This window comes from Microbulbifer sp. VAAF005, assembly GCF_030012985.1.
Lineage (GTDB): Bacteria > Pseudomonadota > Gammaproteobacteria > Pseudomonadales > Cellvibrionaceae > Microbulbifer.
Genome location: NZ_CP120233.1, coordinates 1,654,218 through 1,673,023 on the forward strand (window position 1 = coordinate 1,654,218; position 18,806 = coordinate 1,673,023).

Sequence of the window (18,806 nt, forward strand, 5' to 3'; positions counted from 1 at the left end):
TGATCTGTATGTTCAGCGGTGCCTGTATATAAGGGCCCTAGTAAGTCCCTCGAACCGGATAATTATTTTCTGGATTGCGAATAAACTCAATGCCCACCAACAATGTTTGTAGATCTGGCCTTGCAAATGGCGCGTTAGAAATATCTACAACCTGCAAGCTCCCAGATTCATTGATAACAAAAACACCTGGTTCAGCAAAGGGCCTATCTGTTTCTTCAGGGGAGCGGGGCTTTGAAATATAGAGCCCAAGCTGCTGCATTTGGGGTATTGATAAATCGTAACCGATAGTAAATCCCGGCTGAATTGTTTCCATATGCAGAGAAGCTTTTTCCTTTGTATCAGAAGAGACAGCGACCACGTCTATACCCTCCGCATGATAGCGGGGTAGTAGCACACTCAATACACGCAAATACTTGGTACAAAGAGGGCAGTGCTTACCTCGGTAAACGACTACCATTTGCCAAGGGAAGCTACCTTCAGGCTTCCCCAGTACCAACTCACCTCCACCAAGTCGCTTTACTTCTATTGCAGGAAAATCGATACCAGCAGCAAGCTTTATATTGCTCATTAGCACTCCACTTGAGAATATAAGAAGAGATTTGGTCAACCAATGAATCCCATCGTTAGTATAGGAGACTCGATGAAAAAGCCCCTTATTCGTTTTCTATCAACGCTATTAGCAGCCGGACTGCTAAGTGGCTGCCCTGCTAACCACCAAAGTAACTCTTCCCCTGAAAGTCATTCCCAGCCTCTTGAGTTTTTGCCTGCCCTGAATGGGGACTACTTTAAGCTGGATTCAGCGATTATTGGGCGCCCCTACCATATCTATACTCGCCTGCCAGAGGGCTATAATCCAAACGAGGATACAACTTACCCGGTCATTTATCTCCTTGATGGGGATTCCCTATTCCCAATTTTGGCTACTAATCACCTGTTTATGCATTACGACGATTACGCCCCCGAGGCGATTATTGTAGGTATTGCTTACGGCTCATTTAAACCCGAGATCAATCATCGCAGTTTTGACTTTTCTCTACCCGGTGACAGTGACACACTTAAGTATGGCGGTGCGGCGCAGTTTCTCAACTTTCTAGAGCAGGAGCTCTTGCCAGTAGTTGAAAGCCGCTACGCGGTAAACCCTCAGCAACGGGTTCTCTTCGGTCAAAGTCGAGGGGGATATTTTGTGCTTTACACGGCATTTTCTAAGCCCGACTTATTTCAAGGCTTGATAGCTAGTAACGCCACCTTCCTACCACAACAGGAATTTTTCTACAGGGAACCTGTGCAAGCGACAAGAGAGGATCTGACTCTGGTAGTAACCAGCGGCTCTAAAGATATGCCAAACCTGCGCAATGATGCACTCTCTTGGCATAAGCACTGGAAAGAACGAGGAAACACTCCCTGGCGCATTGCATTTACAACGATTCCATACGGTACCCATGCGGCAAATAGTACTGACAGTTACCGTTTCGGCATCCATGAGATTTTTGCGGAAGAGATCGAAATATCTCGTATGAAAGCAGAGAACAATTTGCAAGTGATAGAGGATCACTAGAGCTAAAAATTAATAGCAGTAAATATTAGGTTCCCGCAAATTAAAAAGCCCGCGTAAAAGCGGGCTCTTTAAAACGATCAGCTAATTACTCTGTGCAGGCAGCAATACGACCAGCCGTATTTTTACCGGCACCACAGTTCAGGCCATCGGGGATACCGGTGTAGTCTGGGGCCATAATACCGCCGTTACGCTGAGCATCATGGTCGGTATAAATACTCGCCAGGTTATAGGAACGCGCTGTTCCCTTGTTGTCATTATCGCAGGAGAAGATAGCACTCCCGTAAGCAACTCCCAGGAAAGTCTTATATTCCTTTAGGTTTGACCACAAGTTACGCTTGGCAGATCCAGAACAGTTCATCTGGGAAGCCAAGTTGATGTAACCATCGTCCTCACCGCTTAATAACAGGGAGCTAGCGCTCTCGATACCAGGGAAGCCCGCATAGCCACCAATAGTATAAACCGGCGCGGCCAGGTTGGTGCCAACATAGTTGCGTACAGCATAGACATCATTGGTCTGCAGGTAGCGTACGGCTGAACACTCACGACCGATAAACCAGTCATTGATCAAGTCTTCAATCCAACTACCATTACACAAACGGTCAACGCCCTCAGTGCCAGTTATTGCGCCACCGGTAGTAAAGATTGCTGCGATGCCACTGATGGCAGTTTCAAAATCCACTTCAACTGCGTAATCGTCATCCAGGCCGGCAACATTTACAGTTTCGGTTTTCGTTTTGCAGCTTTTCCAAAACCAGGAACCAGAACAAACTTCAGAGGTTTCGGTCACGGTGTTGGAATCATACTGGTTGTAGGCGCGGTTATAGTAGGGCGAACCCGGGATCGCATTACCAGCGAGATACATCATCTGGGTAGCGCCCTGACTGTGTGCAATCACATAGAAAGTATCATCGGCTGCACACTGGTTTTCGTGCTCAAAGTCATCGCCTTCCCCATTGCGAATGGCAATAATCTGCCGGGCAATTTCACCCGCTGTGCCGTCATGCCAATATGGCATCTCGCCTTCATCGGTAGAGTTATACCCAACTACACCATAATTACCGCCGTTTACACGCAACTGCTCAATAAAGTCACTACCCGTATACTCATCGAAGTACGCTTCACTCCAGTAATCCAAAGCTGGCTGCTCAAGATTCCCCTGGGAATCGGTTCGCTGTTTAATATGGCCCTCAGTACCATGGCCATGAACCAGGATGTAGCAATTATCTGCACTCGCTGAAGTCGACCCCAAGAGTCCAGCCAATAGTAGAGAGAAGCTCGCACCCAATCGCTGATAAAGTGTCATTGTGATGTCCTTTTATTTTGCTCGGGCTTGTTCCCAATTTTTAAATTGTCTTTTTATATTGCCGAGACTGTTTTATGGCTTGCGAAAGGTATCTGGTTAATTAGTGCCAAGAATATGACTAATAGCGCCACATAGATCTCCAGGGCGACAATGAAATTGACCAGCCGGTCAAGAAAGGCTTCTGAACTTAATGCAGTGTGATCCATTTCTCAAAATCTCTAATTTCCCAAGCCTAAACCGTGTCAAGTGAACCAGAGAGAAAGTGAGTAATGCTTACACAAATTTGAGATATAGCCCCCCAAAATTGAAAGATTGATATATTTGGAGAAAGCAGGCTTCGTATAAAATTTGACTTAACCCATATAAAGTAAAGGAAATTATTTAAGTCTCATTTTTTATGTTTATACATATATCAAGATAGGTAATTAAGAATAAGCTATCTACCCAAAATAAATACACATTATATTTCTAGTACAAATTTTGGCGCGGAAGTTAAACACTTAGTAGAAATTTCGAGATATAAATATATGCAGCAATCACCTTTGGGTAGAGAACAATGGTAGCCACTAAAGTTCCAAAAATATGGAAAGCTTACTTCCATCCTGAAAAGTTAGCCGGCAACAACTAGAAACCGTGAGAGCAATTTATATTGAGCATATTATCCACAGTTTACATAAACATCAGCAACCAAGCCTAAAGAGGGAATGAAAAGTGATAGATTCAAAAACATTTTGGGACAAAACTGCAGCCCGATACGAGAAAAGCCCAATAAGAGATTTAGATGCCTACAAAAGGAAACTGGCTATAACACAAGGGTATTTTAAATCAAACTGGTCTGTACTTGAGTTTGGATGTGGTACCGGCAGCACAGCAATTCAGCATTCACCATATGTGAACAACATTACTGCTACCGACATCTCTGATAAGATGCTGGAAATTGCCAAACAAAAAACGATAGATGCCTCAATAAAAAATATTATATTTCAGCAAGGAACGTTAGATACACTGAAGCTTACCAATGAGAGTTTTAATGCCATTTTAGGATTAAATATCCTACATCTACTGCAAGATATAGATACAGCAATAGCTAGAACCTATGAACTATTAAAGCCTGGAGGTATATTTATTTCTAGCACAGTGTTACTCAAAAACAGCAATTGGAGACTTATATTGCCCATTATGCAGTTCTTAAAGTTAGCCCCTTATGTTAATCCACTTGACAAGCAAGACTTATCAAATAAACTCACTCAAGCTGGGTTTAGCATTGAAAAAGAGTGGCAGCCAGGAAAAGGGTCAGTATTTTTTGTTGCGAAAAAACAAGTCTCACCCAATAAAACATCACCTTAAATAATACTTAAGTTCACGCCACTAAACTCCTATAAACACTAAACAACCTACAATAACCATCCACCTGAAACCCCCAAATTATTCGAGAGTTTCAAGCTCAACAAGCACAATTACTGGGATACTAATAATCCCTCAAATAAACTAATCACGAAGTAACTATGGATTACTTAAAGCTAATACCCATAAAGTCACTGGTTTTATCGCCATCTAAATCGGTACATACAACATTATCGTCCGTATACCTGACCACAATACTTCTATCTGAGGTAATAGCAGCCATCGTCATAGACAAAATTGAATTAAGCTGGCGATCGGTTGCTTGATCAGAAGTTTTGAAGATCCAATTTCCCTCTTCAAACTTCACCCAAACATTTTCGGCGTCAAGGCCAAGCCAAACATGCTCAGGGGTAAAGGTACACTCAGTCCAAGCAAGTGCTGAATTGGAAAAACCAATCGCAGCTAAAAATAAAAAAATCTTTTTCATAACTAATACTCACTCTAGCTGACAGAATATAAATACTCACTTGCAAATACAAAACTGTAAAGGTTCAAAACCCGGATGAGATTACACCAACATTCACACCAAGTCACCCTTAAAACTATATTGTTCCTATATTAATCGCCACATGACTCAAAAGTGACAACTACCCTAATTGGTTTAGTCAAATACAGAGTAATCTTATATTTTTGGACTGGAAAAAGAGGTGACGGCATCGCCCTGACAACATAACAGGTCAAAATCTATATAGTTCAAAAAAGGTACGGGAATCTTACTTCTAAATAGGACTATTTAACCAGTTAAGGCATAAAAACCCCTGAAGCCATCATCAACAACCTGAGAAAAAGGATGAAGTAATACAAATGTATAAACTAGAACGTACATTATATCCTGTTGACCACAATGAACAATCAAAACTTGAACCAGAAAAATACACCATCCGCAGAGCTGATGGATTAATGCGAACCAACATCATATAATAGTAAAGTCTCCCACCTTACTCTAACTATCTGTGTATTAAGATACACAAAGTCAGAAGTTGCCGATAAAACTGTGGAATAGACAATTAACACAATCATACCAAAAGCAGGGGCCAATATATATTATGAGATCTAAACTAGCAGCAATTCTAACAGCAGGTCTTCTAAGTACTCATAGCTATGCAGCAGAATACTCTGGGTGGACAACCATCGAACAGATTTCTCTTGGATGGGGCACTAAAAGAGTAAACCTAACACTAAAAGATGAAATGCCGGACCCACTTGATTGTAGCGATGCAGTGTACATGGTTCAGGCCGATGAAAGTGCACCGAATTTGGACCATATTCTTTCTATTGCCCTTAGCGCTCATACCGCAGGAAAAGAAGTAAATCTAATAATAGATGATTCAAACTGTTCAGCTGGAGGAAACATTAAATTACTTTCCATTCTAATTAGATAATCAATAGAATTTAATGTAAAAATATCCAGATCAGAATAAGAATTTTTGTTTTAACAAAAGCTAATAAAAATTACTGATCTGGATTTATCAAATAAATATTAATGTTTGACAAGATTGAAATCATCCACTAACGGTCCATCATCCTTTCATTCTACTAGAGTTTATTATAACTTAGTGTTTTATTAGGTGAGGCTACCCACACCAATCCAAACTATAAGTTGATCACAGATAAACGTCATGGGCCTGTTATCCCTTAGAGGATTAAATTGGGCTCTATAAATTGGAGAGGTCAAAGCTAAGTCTCGCTCTTTTCATTTGAATCTAGAAAATAAACACACTCCGATCACAATGACAATTAACCAGAAAACGATTTAAATCAAAAAGGAATAAGCGCACAGCAAGCTCGAATGGACCCCCAAAAAACTACCACTTGTGGTTGGCGAGCGTATGTATGAACACGCTTAAGGGACTGCCCTTTCATTTAGATCTCAACTTGGTACTGGTGGAGTGGAGTGGGCAACATTTAGCCCCCAGAAAATGCGGTGCTATTTTGAAGATATCTCCTCTACCTTCAAGCGGCTAGGCGTCTCACCAAAATACTGGCTCTACCTCAACCGAAACTTTGAAAGCCGATTTAAAATCTTGGTGGGATCCGCAGAAGCGGTGCGGAAAGCCTGCTCTCCGCTCGATAAACGCTGGGTACATGGACTGCGAGACTGCCAACAATTTCTTAGTCCTACACTCAGCTGAACCGCAAAACACCGATTTGCATTTATCGCCGAAGTACCAGCGCCCCAACCTGCCCCGCACTTTTTCACCTCTAAGATAACAACCTTATTTACGCCAGATCTCCGTCCACTTCGCTGTGAGTTGCCCAGCCGGCAGCCCTTTGGCACAGAAACTCTTAGTCAACGGCCACCTTCTAATCTATGGGTGTCCATTTCCTCTTTTAAGCTTTCTCCATCAAGGCCCCGAGTTTCTTTGCGGCTGATGCTTTTATAAGCTTCGGCCAATAGTCGCGGGGTGAGATGGTGGAATAAGTTAGTGAACCGTTCCTTGCGCTGCGCTTTTGCACGAGTGTGTAGACGCTCCAGCCCCGACGACCCTGCGGCTGCGCTCTGAGTCGCAGTCAGATCCGGCACAGAACGCCATTTCTTATCGTTAGATCCCTTCGCTCCACCGGCTCCGCCATGCGGCACTTTATTAGTTAGCACTTTGTTCACCGGGTTCTTCACTACTATGGATCTATCTGACTTCCTGAAGGCGTAAATGCCCGGCCTTTGCCTAACTGGCTTCGCCGGACCCGACCCGTGCGGGACACGCACGAATCACCTACAGGATCTCCCGAGTTCCGCGCAAAAGACATCAGTACATGCATCAGGTCAAATGACTCCGGAGACCGATGTAGATACTCGCAAGAAACGCATCTACCTCTGTTGCCTTCCCCATCACCCAACAAGGTCGGCGATCTCAAATCTTGTTTTCGGAGCTCAATACTGAGCCTGCACCTTCCCCTGTCAACGCTTAACCCTGGCCGTTACCGGACAGCGCCCATGACTCGGGGCCCCAGCGGCTTGCTAAACCTTACCGGGTAGAGGGCTTTCACCTCCAATCTTTTGCCGATTTATCTCGGCGCACTGGGTGTCCATTTCCTCCTCGATTGAGGTGTATGACACGAAGTTGGTTTTTATTGTGGGTTAAATAAAAAAGCCCGCGAATGCGGGCTTAATTACTATGAGTAAAAATACAAGTTGCAGTAAGGGTGATCTAACTTTTTGATCAATTCCTGAGATACCGCCTCGGCAAAATCTTTTTTAAGATTTTCTTCCGAGTATGCGGGATATTTCTGCGGACAGCTAGAGATATAACCAGACAACCGCCATAGATCAAAACCATCACTCCTATTATCAGGCCCAAAATCAAAATCAACTTCGCAATCATTAAAAATTAATAAACAACCGATTCCATGAAATTGATATTCAACGCCACTAGGGAAACTACCTGATTGAGGTAGTTTTTTATCGCGCCAAGCCTCCAGCGGTGGCATTTCTCCAACTTCTTTTTTAAATAGAGAAATACCTTTTCCCACTGCCGCGAGATAATCATCAACAACTTTTTTAAATTCTACGCTAATCATCTTCTTGGAGGTCTCAATCTATCAGGGCCTACTGAATCAGCGGACTTCAAAACATCATCAAGGCTATTAAAACTGCTCGGGTGATTCGCAATATCATCGACTACATTAACGTTCACATTTGTGCCTGTTCTCCTTGCAGCGGCTGCACGATGGTGGCCATCAATAATAAAACGTTGACCATTATGTTCAACTACGTCAATCCCATCTCCAACAAAGCCATCTTGCCTCATGCTATCGGAAATTTTATCGACTTTTTTCGATGATGTTTTACCCGAAATACTATGAGTGCGTTGCAAAGTATTTGGATCTACACTCTTTGTAACCTGCGACAAAGAATCCTCAAGCTTCTCCTCCTGCTTCTCAAGCTTCGAGACCATATTGACTGCTTTCAGAGGCTTTACGACAGTCTGTGCTGCCTTAGAAAGGGCCCCGCCTAGATTTCCTGCTGCCGCTTCATCTACCGCATGCAAAGCATCAGCAACAAACACCTCAAATATCGTGGTGAACCCAACATAGGCAAATGCCCCTGAGAACCCTCCTTGTTGAATACCATAATCCTGGATCTTATGGAGGTTGCGCATGGCCGCGTCATAGGCGCCAAGATTATCGATCCAAAAACTTCCATTCTCAGGTGGATGACCAATCACTATGATTTCGCCATCATCAAGAACCCCTGGGTCATTGAAACGATGAGTAGACTGCTCACTATTACCAACTACATAGTAGCCACTGGGATCAACAAAGCTGAGCGGGTTGTTAAAGGTATAGGTATACCGGTTGAAGCTCTGGCTATTGTAAGGCGACTGGATAAACAGGTCCGCGCTCATAAAGCGGCCAATGACTGGATCATAGACCCGCCCATTCATATGCACCAAAGAGAGCTGATCCAGCATTTCATGGCCGGTGTAACCCTTTGTGGTCGGTAGAGCCTCTGGGTCACCACCAGTTGGGTCGCCATCACTCCAATCATCCAGGCGGCGCAATCCAAATGGGCTGTAGGCTAACCGCTCCACCAAGTTGCCATCGGCATCGGTAATACTCTCTACAGACCCCTGGTGATCGAGGTGCATATAGAGTATTTGTGTATCGCCGGAATCAGCTTCACTGTGCAAAAGGTAGCTACCCAGGTAGCTCTTTTGGGTGGTGTCACTCTCCCCAACCACTACTTCATACTGGCCTCCCGCCAGGTAGTAAGTAGTTACTGAATCATTGACCTGCTTATAGCGAGCGCGGTCCGGACCATAACTGAAGTAGGTACTATCGATACGGGTGGGCTTGTTAAATACATCGTACTCCGCAGCAACACCTGCCCGACTCGTCATATTGCCGTAAACGTCGTACTGGTATGAAAGACCGCCCGCTTCAGTTACCGCATGGACGCCAGCATTACCGCTACGCTCGTATTTAAGGGTGCCCACATCGGTACGGGAGGTCAGATTGCCCAGGTCATCATAACCGTAATTGATAACCCGACTGCCAGAGGAAAGGCCCGTGGTACTCGCTTTAGTCAGGCGGTTAAGGTCATCAAAAGTAAAGCTCTCAACAATCGCTTCCTGCGCGGAACCCGCACTGTCCTCTCTGCTGCTGGCCCGATTCAGCAGGTTGCCCATGCTGTCATATTGATAACTTAGGGATTGGACATTGCCGGTAACCGTACCCCCCAGGTTTCCATCTCCGGTAATAATTCCGGTTAACAAGCCACTGTCGCTATCGTAAATACTTTTACTGACCAGGCCATTACCGTACTGCTGATAAATCAGGTTGCCCCGCTCATCCTCAGTATCATCCGCCTGCCACAGCAAGGCCGGGGCACTGAGATCGGTAATATCGTAGGCGTACAGCGGGAAACCTTTGCTGTCATAGCTATGCTCAACAGCAAACCCTCCAGGATAAGTAACCGATTGCTCCCGGCTGAAAGCATCGTAACTATAAGAAAAACTCTTTGTGCCCAGCCCAGTGATTGTTGTCGATATCTGGTCGACTCGTGTCAGACTGTCGTAATGATAGGATTCACTAAAGTCCGCCTTGGATTTACTACTGAGCAGACCGTACTTGGTTGTATCGTAAACCCAGCTACTGGTCTCAGACGTATTATCTGCCGCAATATCTATACGGGAGGTAACCCGGCCCAGTAAATCAAACTCCTGGATAAAATACTTTTCATTAGCCGTTCCCTGCGCCCAAGTCTGCCTGCGCAACTGACCCAGCCCATCGTATTCAAAGTTGAGCTGTCCCGAGTCGGGGTCTTGCATCTGAATCTTATTGCCAGACAAGTCGTAATCAATAGAAATCCGACTATTCGAATCACCATTAACTTCAGTTTGCACCAGGTTACCCTGGCTATCGTACTCATAGGAGATAGGCGTGCCGTTGGCATCGACTACACGAACAACCTGCCCCAAACTATTCAAGTAGGTGTAGTGCTCTTGCTGGCTACTGCCTCCATCACCATCTTCTACCGTCACCGTACGCTTTATTTTTTGTGCGTAAGTGCTGTCGCTACTGTAACTAATTACAAGGCTGCCACCTGCATCACGCTGCTTGGTCTCCATCCGCGACAGCTCGTCATAGGTATAAGTCGTCCAGGCCGTCGCTGAGCTTCCAGTAAAAGGTTCTGACTCACGGTAGACTTGGCCAGCCGCATTGTATTCAGTATCCACTTTAACGCTGCCGCCACTCATGGTGAGTTGCTCACTGCGCACCTCTCGCCCCAGCATATCGTAGTAGGCCGCTGAGGTCGGAGCGCCGAGATAGCCTGGCAGCGCGTCATTGGTTACCTCAGAAATTACCGCATATACAGCGTCTGCAGGGCAGGATACCTCACCAGAGTCACAGAAATAACGGAAAATTTCTGTGTAGGTGCCATCTGCAGACTGCTCAACCTCAGCACGGCCAAATGCGTCATACAGCGTAGTTTGGGTCAGCCCGTTGGCATCGGTAGTAGAGTTAACCAGGCCATACCGTGTGTCATAGGTTAAGGTGCCGGTATGGTCCAGTGCATTTTTTACAGTCTGGGGATAGAGCTGGTCCAGGAAATCACTGAGCGTTTCAATGGAGCGGCTACTTACATTGCCGCCATCGATATCGCCACCGGTAATCTTGGTATTGGTCACCAAGCCTTGGCTATTGCGTGTGTAAGTACTTTGCAGCCAGTTATCCTCGCCTACAAACTCCTTACTGACCGCTACCGCCAGCGTATCAGGTTCTGCAGTGTAGGAATGGGTATAGGAACGCTGGTCAGAGCTACTGCCATTATTGGTAGTTACCGTACGGCTATCTACAAAGGAAATCAGCCAGTCACTTTCATTCGGGGAAACACTACTAACTGTTTTCTTAGTGCCCTCCACCCCAGTCACCGTACTGCCAGAGAGGCCTGCACCGGAGGTTAAAGTAACTGTTAGCGAATTTCCGTAGGCATCAAAACTGCTCTCTGCTTTGCTAACTTTTAAAGGAGACGATGCACTACTCGTTGTTAAGCCGTATTCACGGGTAATACTATCGGCCAAATAGGGGAAGCGATCATTACTGCTATGTAGCTTATAGCTATTATCGATTATCTCTACCAGCTTGCCATTGGAGTTTTTAATCGTCTTGGAAGACAAAAATCCAGTGTAGGGAAACTCTTGCAAGTATTCGCTGGTTGTAACCAAATCGGAAACAGCATCTTCAACTATCTGCTCTTCAAAGCCCAAGAAACCACGACCGTATAGATCGCGCTTGAATCCCTTATAGTGATAATAACGATTTCTATCTCCTCCTAAGCCATCACTGGTTTCCGTTTGGTAAACCACATAGTGGCCACTGACATCATTAATAGCCGGAAAATCAGAGCCCTGTACACTGGTATATACGCTACCGCCATTCACTATACGACTAGATATCAGGGGGCTGTATGAAAATTCTACGCCGGCACCAAGACTGTTAGTGGCACTCTTTAAGAGATCAGTCCTACTCTCAGCTCCCATTAATAATTGAACAGGGTCTCCAGCTCCCCCAACCTCAGATGGAGCCGCCCTACTATAGTAAACATCTGCTTGGCCATCGCTATTGATATCAAATATCACTGGAGGATTATCTTCAGAGATATCGTAATCCAACAGGTGCTCCAGAATCCCACCAAAGGGGTCAACATCGAGCTCTACAAAAGTTGGAGTTGCCTGCCCCTGCGAATCGGTTACTTGTGTCGACAGCAATACTCTCCAGGCCGATCCATCCGCCTTCTGAGCGACAATATCCATTAACCCATCGCGGTTATAGTCCATCGGGAAGGACACCTGGTTTTGGTGATCACCAGTACTAATACCTGTGTCAATTTCATCACCAAATGTACCGCCTTCGTTTAAATAGATCCGCCAGCTACCGTTTGTTGCACCATCATCTGTAATTCGGACCAAGAAGTCTTGCAGTCCATCGCCATTAATATCGGTAAATATACCGTTATAGTTAGTGTCGTAATGCTTGTGTTTCGTCGTTTTTATATGCCACTTATTAGTCCTAAAAATTGACCGGTTTGTGCCTGACAACTCGGAGACCTGCACGATATCAACATCTTCACCATCACCGCGCGGTAAAATCGGTGTGGAGTCATATTCCAGAACTCCATCACCCTTGTTTCTAAGAATGTAGCGCCCACTACTGCTATGAACAGAAAGATCTAGCAGACCGTCATTATCTATATCAACAACCAAGGGGCTTCTTGTGCTGAAACGATCCGAACTCCCGTACATGGAGCCATCACCTTTATCAACAAAATTATCCCCGCCATCATCCCATTCAGCGTCATTCCTCAACCATACAGAACCACCAAACCCGATACGACTTAGGAAAAAGTCATCGCGACCATCACTATTAAAATCCGCAACTACCACAGTGGCCTGAGAGGACACCATATTGGCGCAACAGTCATCATCTTTAGGGAAAACCTTGGTAATTGTAGAGTTACCAGAACCATCGAGATCAAATCGGACTACATGTAACGCTAAATATGCTTGGCCTGTAGGAGCAACGGACCGATCCCCCAACAGCATCCCGTACTCACTACCAAGCCTAATGGGCTGAACGATATCCCCATCATCGGTGCCCTCTGTAATGACACCATCTGCCGTAGTAACCGCTGTAGAAGTAAAACAACCCTCCTCAGTCCCCCGAGCAACAAACCAACTATCACCCTTAAAAACAATGTCCTTAATACCATCATTATCGACATCCATAATCAAAGGAGATACAGAACGGAGGTAATCAGCTGGATCATTTTCACAGTGGCTAAAATCTGAGCTCTCAAAGCCCATCTCACCATCTTGCCAAGCAAAAGTAGTCGGGCGCGCGCAATCCTGGGTCACCCCATCATCGCGATACCCACATTCGGTTATACCCGCTAAGCGATATCGATGAGTAATACCGCCACGCTCATAGTGCAGGTTATATTCCCGCACAGGGGTTCCACTGGTAGAGCTTGAGGGATTGGTAACATCAATATAGGTGGTTACAGATGTAAGAAGCTTACTGGTGACGATACTGCCACCATCGCCATAACCCCAGGGGCGATCTGTCAGATAGCTGGCACTACCAGTCTCGCGATCTTCATATTCAAAACGCACAGCTGAATCGGGACTATAATCCACTCGCTGGGGATAAAACTCACCAGAAGAATTATCCTCGTAATAGGTAACCGTATAACTATTACCAAAACGGTCGGTTACTTTATTGACAGCCCAGGTACCTATAGGACCGCTGGATTGGCCTGGGGCCTCTACCCGACTATCGGAAGTATTACCAAATTCCAGAATCAGGCCACTTCGGGTCCAGGCTTTAAAATACTTGGGGCCATTACTTTGTGAACCACTGGAAACAATTTTGGTAAATACATCAATCTCAGTGCGGTACTCTGTACCGCTTGCCCAGTATTGGCTATTGGTTGCAGGATCACTGGCAGCGCTAACTGCAATCAGTTTTTTCCCGTCCAGACAAAGGCGCTCACTGGTGCTGTAACGCTCCGCCCCCGATTGGGCAGACGTGCCCTCTGTTGCCAGAGTAGGCTTGCAGCGATGAATATAGGAAAGGCCGTTTAGTTGCCACCCCATTCCCAGCAAGCCGTTACCACTTTGACTGCTGTATCCTAAAGAGAGCTTGGGCTCTATCCCGTTAATACCCACAGGGATCTCAAGGGGCATATTATATGAAGCTGTTCCGGTGGGCCCCACCCCGGCATTGCCTTTCGAAAGGGCAACAAAACTACTACTGCTATCGAGGTAAACCTTAAGCGCTGATAGTTCACCACTGCTATCACCGTAAGCTACTTCATGAACACTATCAGAGCCTTCAAGCAGCAGATCATCAATCCCGTCACCATCAACATCCGATACCGACACCGATGCCCGATTAGATGCAAATAAATTGCTATCCAAATAATCTGAAATAACAGGAGTGTTCCCCGACAATAAAATCAGGCTGTCATCACTGGCGCTGGTGCCTTGCAGGAAATAGTCAGTATTACCATCCCCATCAAAATCGCCCGTCAAAAGTGATTGGCGTGCACTGGACCAACTGACACTATCCAGCGTTGACTGATTGGGAGAAGAGACCACGCTATAAGTCCCATCACCATTAGAAAGCAGTACAATTGCCTCGTACAACGAATCAGTAACAATAGGGGTAATTACATCTCCGTGAAGTAAGACATAATTGGGATTTGGTGACAGGTAGAGGTCATCTTTACCATCTCCATCATAATCCCCAGTCAATACTTCATGGCCAACACTTGTCCACTCGACTTCATTGGCATTAGCTGTTCCAACGAAACCTGCAAAAGTAAAAAATAATGCTAATTTAAGGGGGGTCGAAAATCGAAAAGACAACCCAATACCGATTTCATTTTTAACATGCGTCTTCATCCCCCAGAACGATGCTTTTGTAGGCTACTTACGTTTCTTTAACGTAAGAATAAAGGTCAAGTTCTTATTGTTTTAAGTACGTAACCAGAAAGTGCCCCTAAACAACTGCACTTACAAACATTTCTAAAATGTAAAAAATTGCCGGAATACTATTCCGTAAAGAACATTTTTACAAGAAAAGCCTAAAACAACAAATAACAATTTGAGAAAAAGCACAAATGTAATAAGAGTCATATTTTCGCTTCATATATGCACTAGAATTTTTTCTAAGCACTCACAAGCAGAAAATCCACATTACCGTAAAATGTGTCCGCAACAACTCAAAAAGAAGGGCGCCGCTTGACATCAAGGTGTGAACATGAAAGCAAATCAACAAAAAGAATAGCGACACCTAATAATAATTATGAGGCAAACAAAAAGGGAAATAGAGCTAGAAAGATAAATTTAGAGCACAATCAAGCGAAAAAAATGAGATGCCAAGAAAGTAAGCTCCAGAAAATCACGATTCAGCCCAAGCGAAAAGGGTATCAAAAGGCTATAGAAAACTATTTACAATTATTAACAAGGGGGAGGTATAGCTCCCCCAGCCTTATCAGTTCACGCTATTTGAATGATATACCATTGCCTGCCAAACATTTTGCTGACCACTCACATAGTTATCATGCGTTGGATTCTTGATATAAGTCCAAGCCACCTTTCCATCGCCTAAATACATAGGCTCATCCAAGCCACCCCAACCATAATTTGGCAATTCTACAGGCCCTTCAAGTACATTTAAATCTGCATCAATTTCCATTACATAGAAGGCCTTTGGCACTAATAATCGCTTAGAGCCGTTATCGGCATAAATACGGTTATATGCGAGGTTGTCAGAAATACACTGAAATTTTGCATACCCAAATAAGTAACGTCCATTTTTTAAATCAATAAGTTGTGGATCACTGATTTGGCAATCATCGTCCTCGACCAACCAATTAAAGCCCTGCCCCTCCATACTACCAGTAGAGCTGACCTTGGCGATGCCAATACGGGTTAATGAGCTGGAATCTAATGCATCACCAGAATATAGTCCTTGCCTGGTTATTGTGGGGAAACTGTCATCACCCTCCCAGTAGTTGTAACTCATATAAGATAGGAAACAGTTTGTGGTGTCGTAGTCTGCACAATCTTCATCAAACGGCCCCTCCCCAGATAGATCAACACCAACCTCATCCTCAAGAAAACGATCCATATCCGCATCTTCAATATATTTAGGCGAGACGATCAAGGAAAGGTTGGTATTCGCATCCACAGGTACAACAGTGTGACCTCCACCATTAGATACCATCGCAGACGTTGAAGGCACGAAGTGATTAAAACGCCCTTCAATTGATGAGCTGGATGTTTCCATCTTAACGGCAATAGTTCCCAGCTGCCCATGAGTACTGCCAATCCAGTCATTCCAATCACTGGTACAAATCGCACCGAACATTTCATTATCTGGATTATAGAACGAGCGAATATTTACAACGTGGCCATCACCGCAGGCCCAATACCAACCGCGATTATCTGTGCTACTCATATCCAGAGACCAATTATTACGATCAATAACCGTTAAGCCTGCCGAATAATGGGAACTCCCATTCCCGTCAAATACCCGCGCAGAAACTGAGAACCCGTAGCTACTACGACCTTGGCTGTCATCTTCAACATAAATCAGCTCTTGTGCGCCAAGATGAGTTCCGCCATGCATTTTATTGACTACATAAGCATCGGGAACTTCATCCAAAGACTGATTTTCCCATTCCAAAAGCCAGATCTGCTCGTTATAACTGTAGCTGGCATCGCGAATATGCTGCAACAAATCATCATAGTCACCAGAGGATAGGCTGGAAATAATATAATCCATCTCCTCCTGCATATCTGACCCTTTAATGGTGGTGAATGAAGGTGAGTCCCCAAAATCAGTATCAGGGAAGGTTGCCTCCAAGCCAGCAAGGAAATCATCAAAAGTCAGAGAGGGGTGCTCTGTAAAGAAATCAATATATTTACTGTGGTTGGTAGCAACCAAAAGACCAATTTCGTTCTCAATACGGGATTCAATGGTGTCAATATTATCTTCCATTTTCATCCAGGTTGAACCGTATTGTTCAATAAGATCAGCCTCAACGTCATAGCGCTCATTGGCTTGGTACTCTGTATTGCATAGAACTGCTACCGTGGAGCAATCGGAGCTTACGGCTATGCCGTGGGATTCATAACACTGATTTAGCAGCGTGGCATTTCCTGTTGGTTCAAAACTGGAAGTATCTGGATCATACTGCAGCTCATAAACAGAACCGTGGGTCGTATCCGCAGCAGTGTCACCCTCTGACAAAGTAGTAGAAACAAACATCCTCGGAGTGTCAGTGTCTGTCGCACAGGTCGCAGTATAACTGCGAATCGGGATATCAATATCCTCTTCATCCTGCTCCCCGTCAGTACGCGCTATGTAGTGCGCCATCTGATAAACCTCACGAGCATTGTTCATGCCTTCTGGTAGGGTTACATCAATAGCGGTCAATGACGCAAACCCCAAATCAGTAAGTTCTACATCCCCAAGAACAACTGTGGTACCGACATTATCGGAAATCGGCGTATTATCATCGCCAGACGTATCCTCGCCACTACTACCTTGACCACTACCGCTATCTGTAGAAGAACCACTTGAATCTGAAGAGGAGCCTCCTCCCCCACCGCCACATGCGGCCAGCAATGCTGTTAAAGAAAGTGCCAATAACTTTTTATTTATTAGTAAGCCCATCAGTTCTGCCCAACTCGTATGTCACTAAAATAATTCATTACTACTGAATATCCTCGCCTGAATTTGTATCTCAAAGCTAAGGACCGGCGTGAACTTTAGAGAAATGCAATCGATTGTCTGTGAACTGGTTCTGGGGGCCGCCTGGGAGCGACAAGTGGTAATTCCATAGCGATAAACGGTATTAAGCTCTCACCGAGTAAAGCAATTCTGCACGAACAAAAATTGGCCAATTTTTTATAGCATACACTTTTACTCAACTGTTACAGCTGTAACGGCCTACCGAAACTGAGAAGTTTATAAAACTGATATAGTCCCATTAATACACTATGAGCTGGTACTGAATCGGACCCTTATTTATTCACTGTGAAGAATGTCAACCACCATGGAACAGCAAGAGCTGGAGCAATAGAAGAGATTATCGTTACTGCTTCCAGAGCTAGAAATAGTAAGCTGAAATTAGCTTTTCAGAAGCATATAGAGAAACTGGGGTTAACTCATTCGATGAAGTTCAGTATGAGGCTTCGTTATCGGTGGATTTTTAGGTTATGCCGGCAGACATGGAAGAATAGTTTTCGATTAAACCCTCTAATTGATAGAAGTCCAAACAGGTACTTCTACCAACTAAATACCTCAGTTATTTATCCTACCGAAAGTGACAATATCTGGCTAATCTCATTTAAACTACGATTTGACTGGGATTGCCAAGTTTCAATGGCTGCTTTTAATGCTGCCCAGTCTTTCTTTGAGGAGGGGGATTTGTCGACAACCCCCTCTCTGATAAGGGCTCGAATGGTATCACTTGCAAAAACCAAAGTATCAACTCCCATTCGCCTTAGAAATACTTGGGCAGTCTTACCACCAAGTCGATCGCCACCTTTACGTAGGTACAGAAGATTCTCAATATAGTTGTCTATATTCCAGCTGGAAAAATACTCGCCCAAACTTCCATGCTCATTAGATAAATGCCAGAAGAAGTCTGCATTTCTCTGAATGGAGCGAGTTTTAGTCCAGTGCTTGATCATACCTTCCTGCCGCATTAGGTCATCTAATGCCTCTTCCGGCAAGTAACGACAGAACGAAACATCAAAGCCATAAAAGATTTTCTCTATATCCGGCCACTTTTTTTCAACAACCTTCCAGCTAAAACCGGCTTGGAAAACAGCCCGGGATGCCGATGACAACCACTGGCTATCATGTATCTCTCTCAGGAACTGCGCAGGCTTGGGCTTAACCAGCTTCGCCTGAAGTCCGTCTAACCCTCCAAATCGATCAATCACAGGTGCCTCAATGGCGGCGAACTCACGCATAATTCAGACCTTCCAGATAAATCCACCTTCATTCTACGCCTATAAC

The 18,806-nt window shown here is 44.7% G+C and carries 11 protein-coding genes; 3 read left to right on the top strand and 8 right to left on the bottom strand.

Translation table 11 applies throughout. The annotated features are described in order from the left end of the window. Positions 1-37: 37 nt before the first annotated feature. Positions 38-568, bottom strand: coding sequence for a redoxin domain-containing protein (locus tag P0078_RS07385; RefSeq protein WP_282933790.1), 531 nt, complete (start codon positions 566-568; stop codon positions 38-40). A gap of 72 nt (positions 569-640) precedes the next feature. Between P0078_RS07385 and P0078_RS07390 the strand changes: the two genes are divergently transcribed. Further along, complete coding sequence (locus tag P0078_RS07390) at positions 641-1,555, top strand: alpha/beta hydrolase (RefSeq protein WP_282933791.1); 915 nt, start codon at positions 641-643, stop codon at positions 1,553-1,555. Between the two features lie 85 nt (positions 1,556-1,640). Here P0078_RS07390 and P0078_RS07395 read toward each other — a convergent pair whose 3' ends face one another. Continuing rightward, a complete protein-coding gene (locus P0078_RS07395) occupies positions 1,641-2,858 on the bottom strand; it encodes a hypothetical protein (RefSeq protein ID WP_282933792.1) in 1,218 nt (405 codons plus the stop codon). Positions 2,859-3,569: 711 nt separating this feature from the next. Between P0078_RS07395 and P0078_RS07400 the strand changes: the two genes are divergently transcribed. After that, a complete protein-coding gene (locus tag P0078_RS07400) occupies positions 3,570-4,205 on the top strand; it encodes a class I SAM-dependent DNA methyltransferase (RefSeq protein WP_282933793.1) in 636 nt (211 codons plus the stop codon). A 163-nt stretch (positions 4,206-4,368) separates the two neighbouring features. On the opposite strand, the gene P0078_RS07405 is transcribed toward P0078_RS07400, so the two are convergent. After that, on the bottom strand, positions 4,369-4,689 hold the full coding sequence (locus P0078_RS07405; protein ID WP_282933794.1) for a hypothetical protein: 321 nt from the start codon (positions 4,687-4,689) through the stop codon (positions 4,369-4,371). A gap of 619 nt (positions 4,690-5,308) precedes the next feature. Here P0078_RS07405 and P0078_RS07410 point away from each other — a divergent pair. Next, positions 5,309-5,644 carry a hypothetical protein gene (locus tag P0078_RS07410; RefSeq protein WP_282933795.1) on the top strand — a complete coding sequence of 112 codons (336 nt, stop codon included), beginning with the start codon at positions 5,309-5,311 and terminating at the stop codon, positions 5,642-5,644. 908 nt (positions 5,645-6,552) lie between these two features. Here the strand turns inward: P0078_RS07410 and P0078_RS07415 are convergent. From P0078_RS07415 to P0078_RS07435, 5 genes are all read right to left on the bottom strand, one after another. After that, entirely contained in the window at positions 6,553-6,858 is a 306-nt protein-coding gene (locus P0078_RS07415; protein WP_282933796.1) for a hypothetical protein, read from the bottom strand. Positions 6,859-7,376: 518 nt separating this feature from the next. After that, positions 7,377-7,781 (bottom strand): DUF6896 domain-containing protein, encoded by a 405-nt coding sequence (locus tag P0078_RS07420; protein ID WP_282933797.1) that lies wholly within the window; start codon positions 7,779-7,781, stop codon positions 7,377-7,379. Continuing rightward, positions 7,778-14,671, bottom strand: a complete 6,894-nt coding sequence (locus P0078_RS07425) for an FG-GAP-like repeat-containing protein (protein ID WP_282933798.1) — start codon at positions 14,669-14,671, stop codon at positions 7,778-7,780. The genes P0078_RS07420 and P0078_RS07425 overlap by 4 nt, the downstream gene beginning before the upstream one ends. A 592-nt stretch (positions 14,672-15,263) precedes the next feature. Further along, positions 15,264-17,453 carry a hypothetical protein gene (locus P0078_RS07430; protein ID WP_282933799.1) on the bottom strand — a complete coding sequence of 730 codons (2,190 nt, stop codon included), beginning with the start codon at positions 17,451-17,453 and terminating at the stop codon, positions 15,264-15,266. 638 nt (positions 17,454-18,091) lie between these two features. After that, entirely contained in the window at positions 18,092-18,760 is a 669-nt protein-coding gene (locus P0078_RS07435) for a DNA-3-methyladenine glycosylase I (RefSeq protein ID WP_282933800.1), read from the bottom strand. Positions 18,761-18,806: the final 46 nt, after the last annotated feature.

What these genes read in the sequence shown, in the direction of transcription:
- P0078_RS07430 (WP_282933799.1), bottom strand. Translation starts at nt 17,453, where the DNA reads ATGGGCTTACTAATAAATAAAAAGTTATTGGCACTTTCTTTAACAGCA.
- P0078_RS07390 (WP_282933791.1), top strand. Translation starts at nt 641, where the DNA reads ATGAAAAAGCCCCTTATTCGTTTTCTATCAACGCTATTAGCAGCCGGA.
- P0078_RS07420 (WP_282933797.1), bottom strand. Translation starts at nt 7,781, where the DNA reads ATGATTAGCGTAGAATTTAAAAAAGTTGTTGATGATTATCTCGCGGCA.
- P0078_RS07425 (WP_282933798.1), bottom strand. Translation starts at nt 14,671, where the DNA reads ATGAAGACGCATGTTAAAAATGAAATCGGTATTGGGTTGTCTTTTCGA.
- P0078_RS07435 (WP_282933800.1), bottom strand. Translation starts at nt 18,760, where the DNA reads ATGCGTGAGTTCGCCGCCATTGAGGCACCTGTGATTGATCGATTTGGA.
- P0078_RS07395 (WP_282933792.1), bottom strand. Translation starts at nt 2,858, where the DNA reads ATGACACTTTATCAGCGATTGGGTGCGAGCTTCTCTCTACTATTGGCT.
- P0078_RS07405 (WP_282933794.1), bottom strand. Translation starts at nt 4,689, where the DNA reads ATGAAAAAGATTTTTTTATTTTTAGCTGCGATTGGTTTTTCCAATTCA.
- P0078_RS07385 (WP_282933790.1), bottom strand. Translation starts at nt 568, where the DNA reads ATGAGCAATATAAAGCTTGCTGCTGGTATCGATTTTCCTGCAATAGAA.
- P0078_RS07410 (WP_282933795.1), top strand. Translation starts at nt 5,309, where the DNA reads ATGAGATCTAAACTAGCAGCAATTCTAACAGCAGGTCTTCTAAGTACT.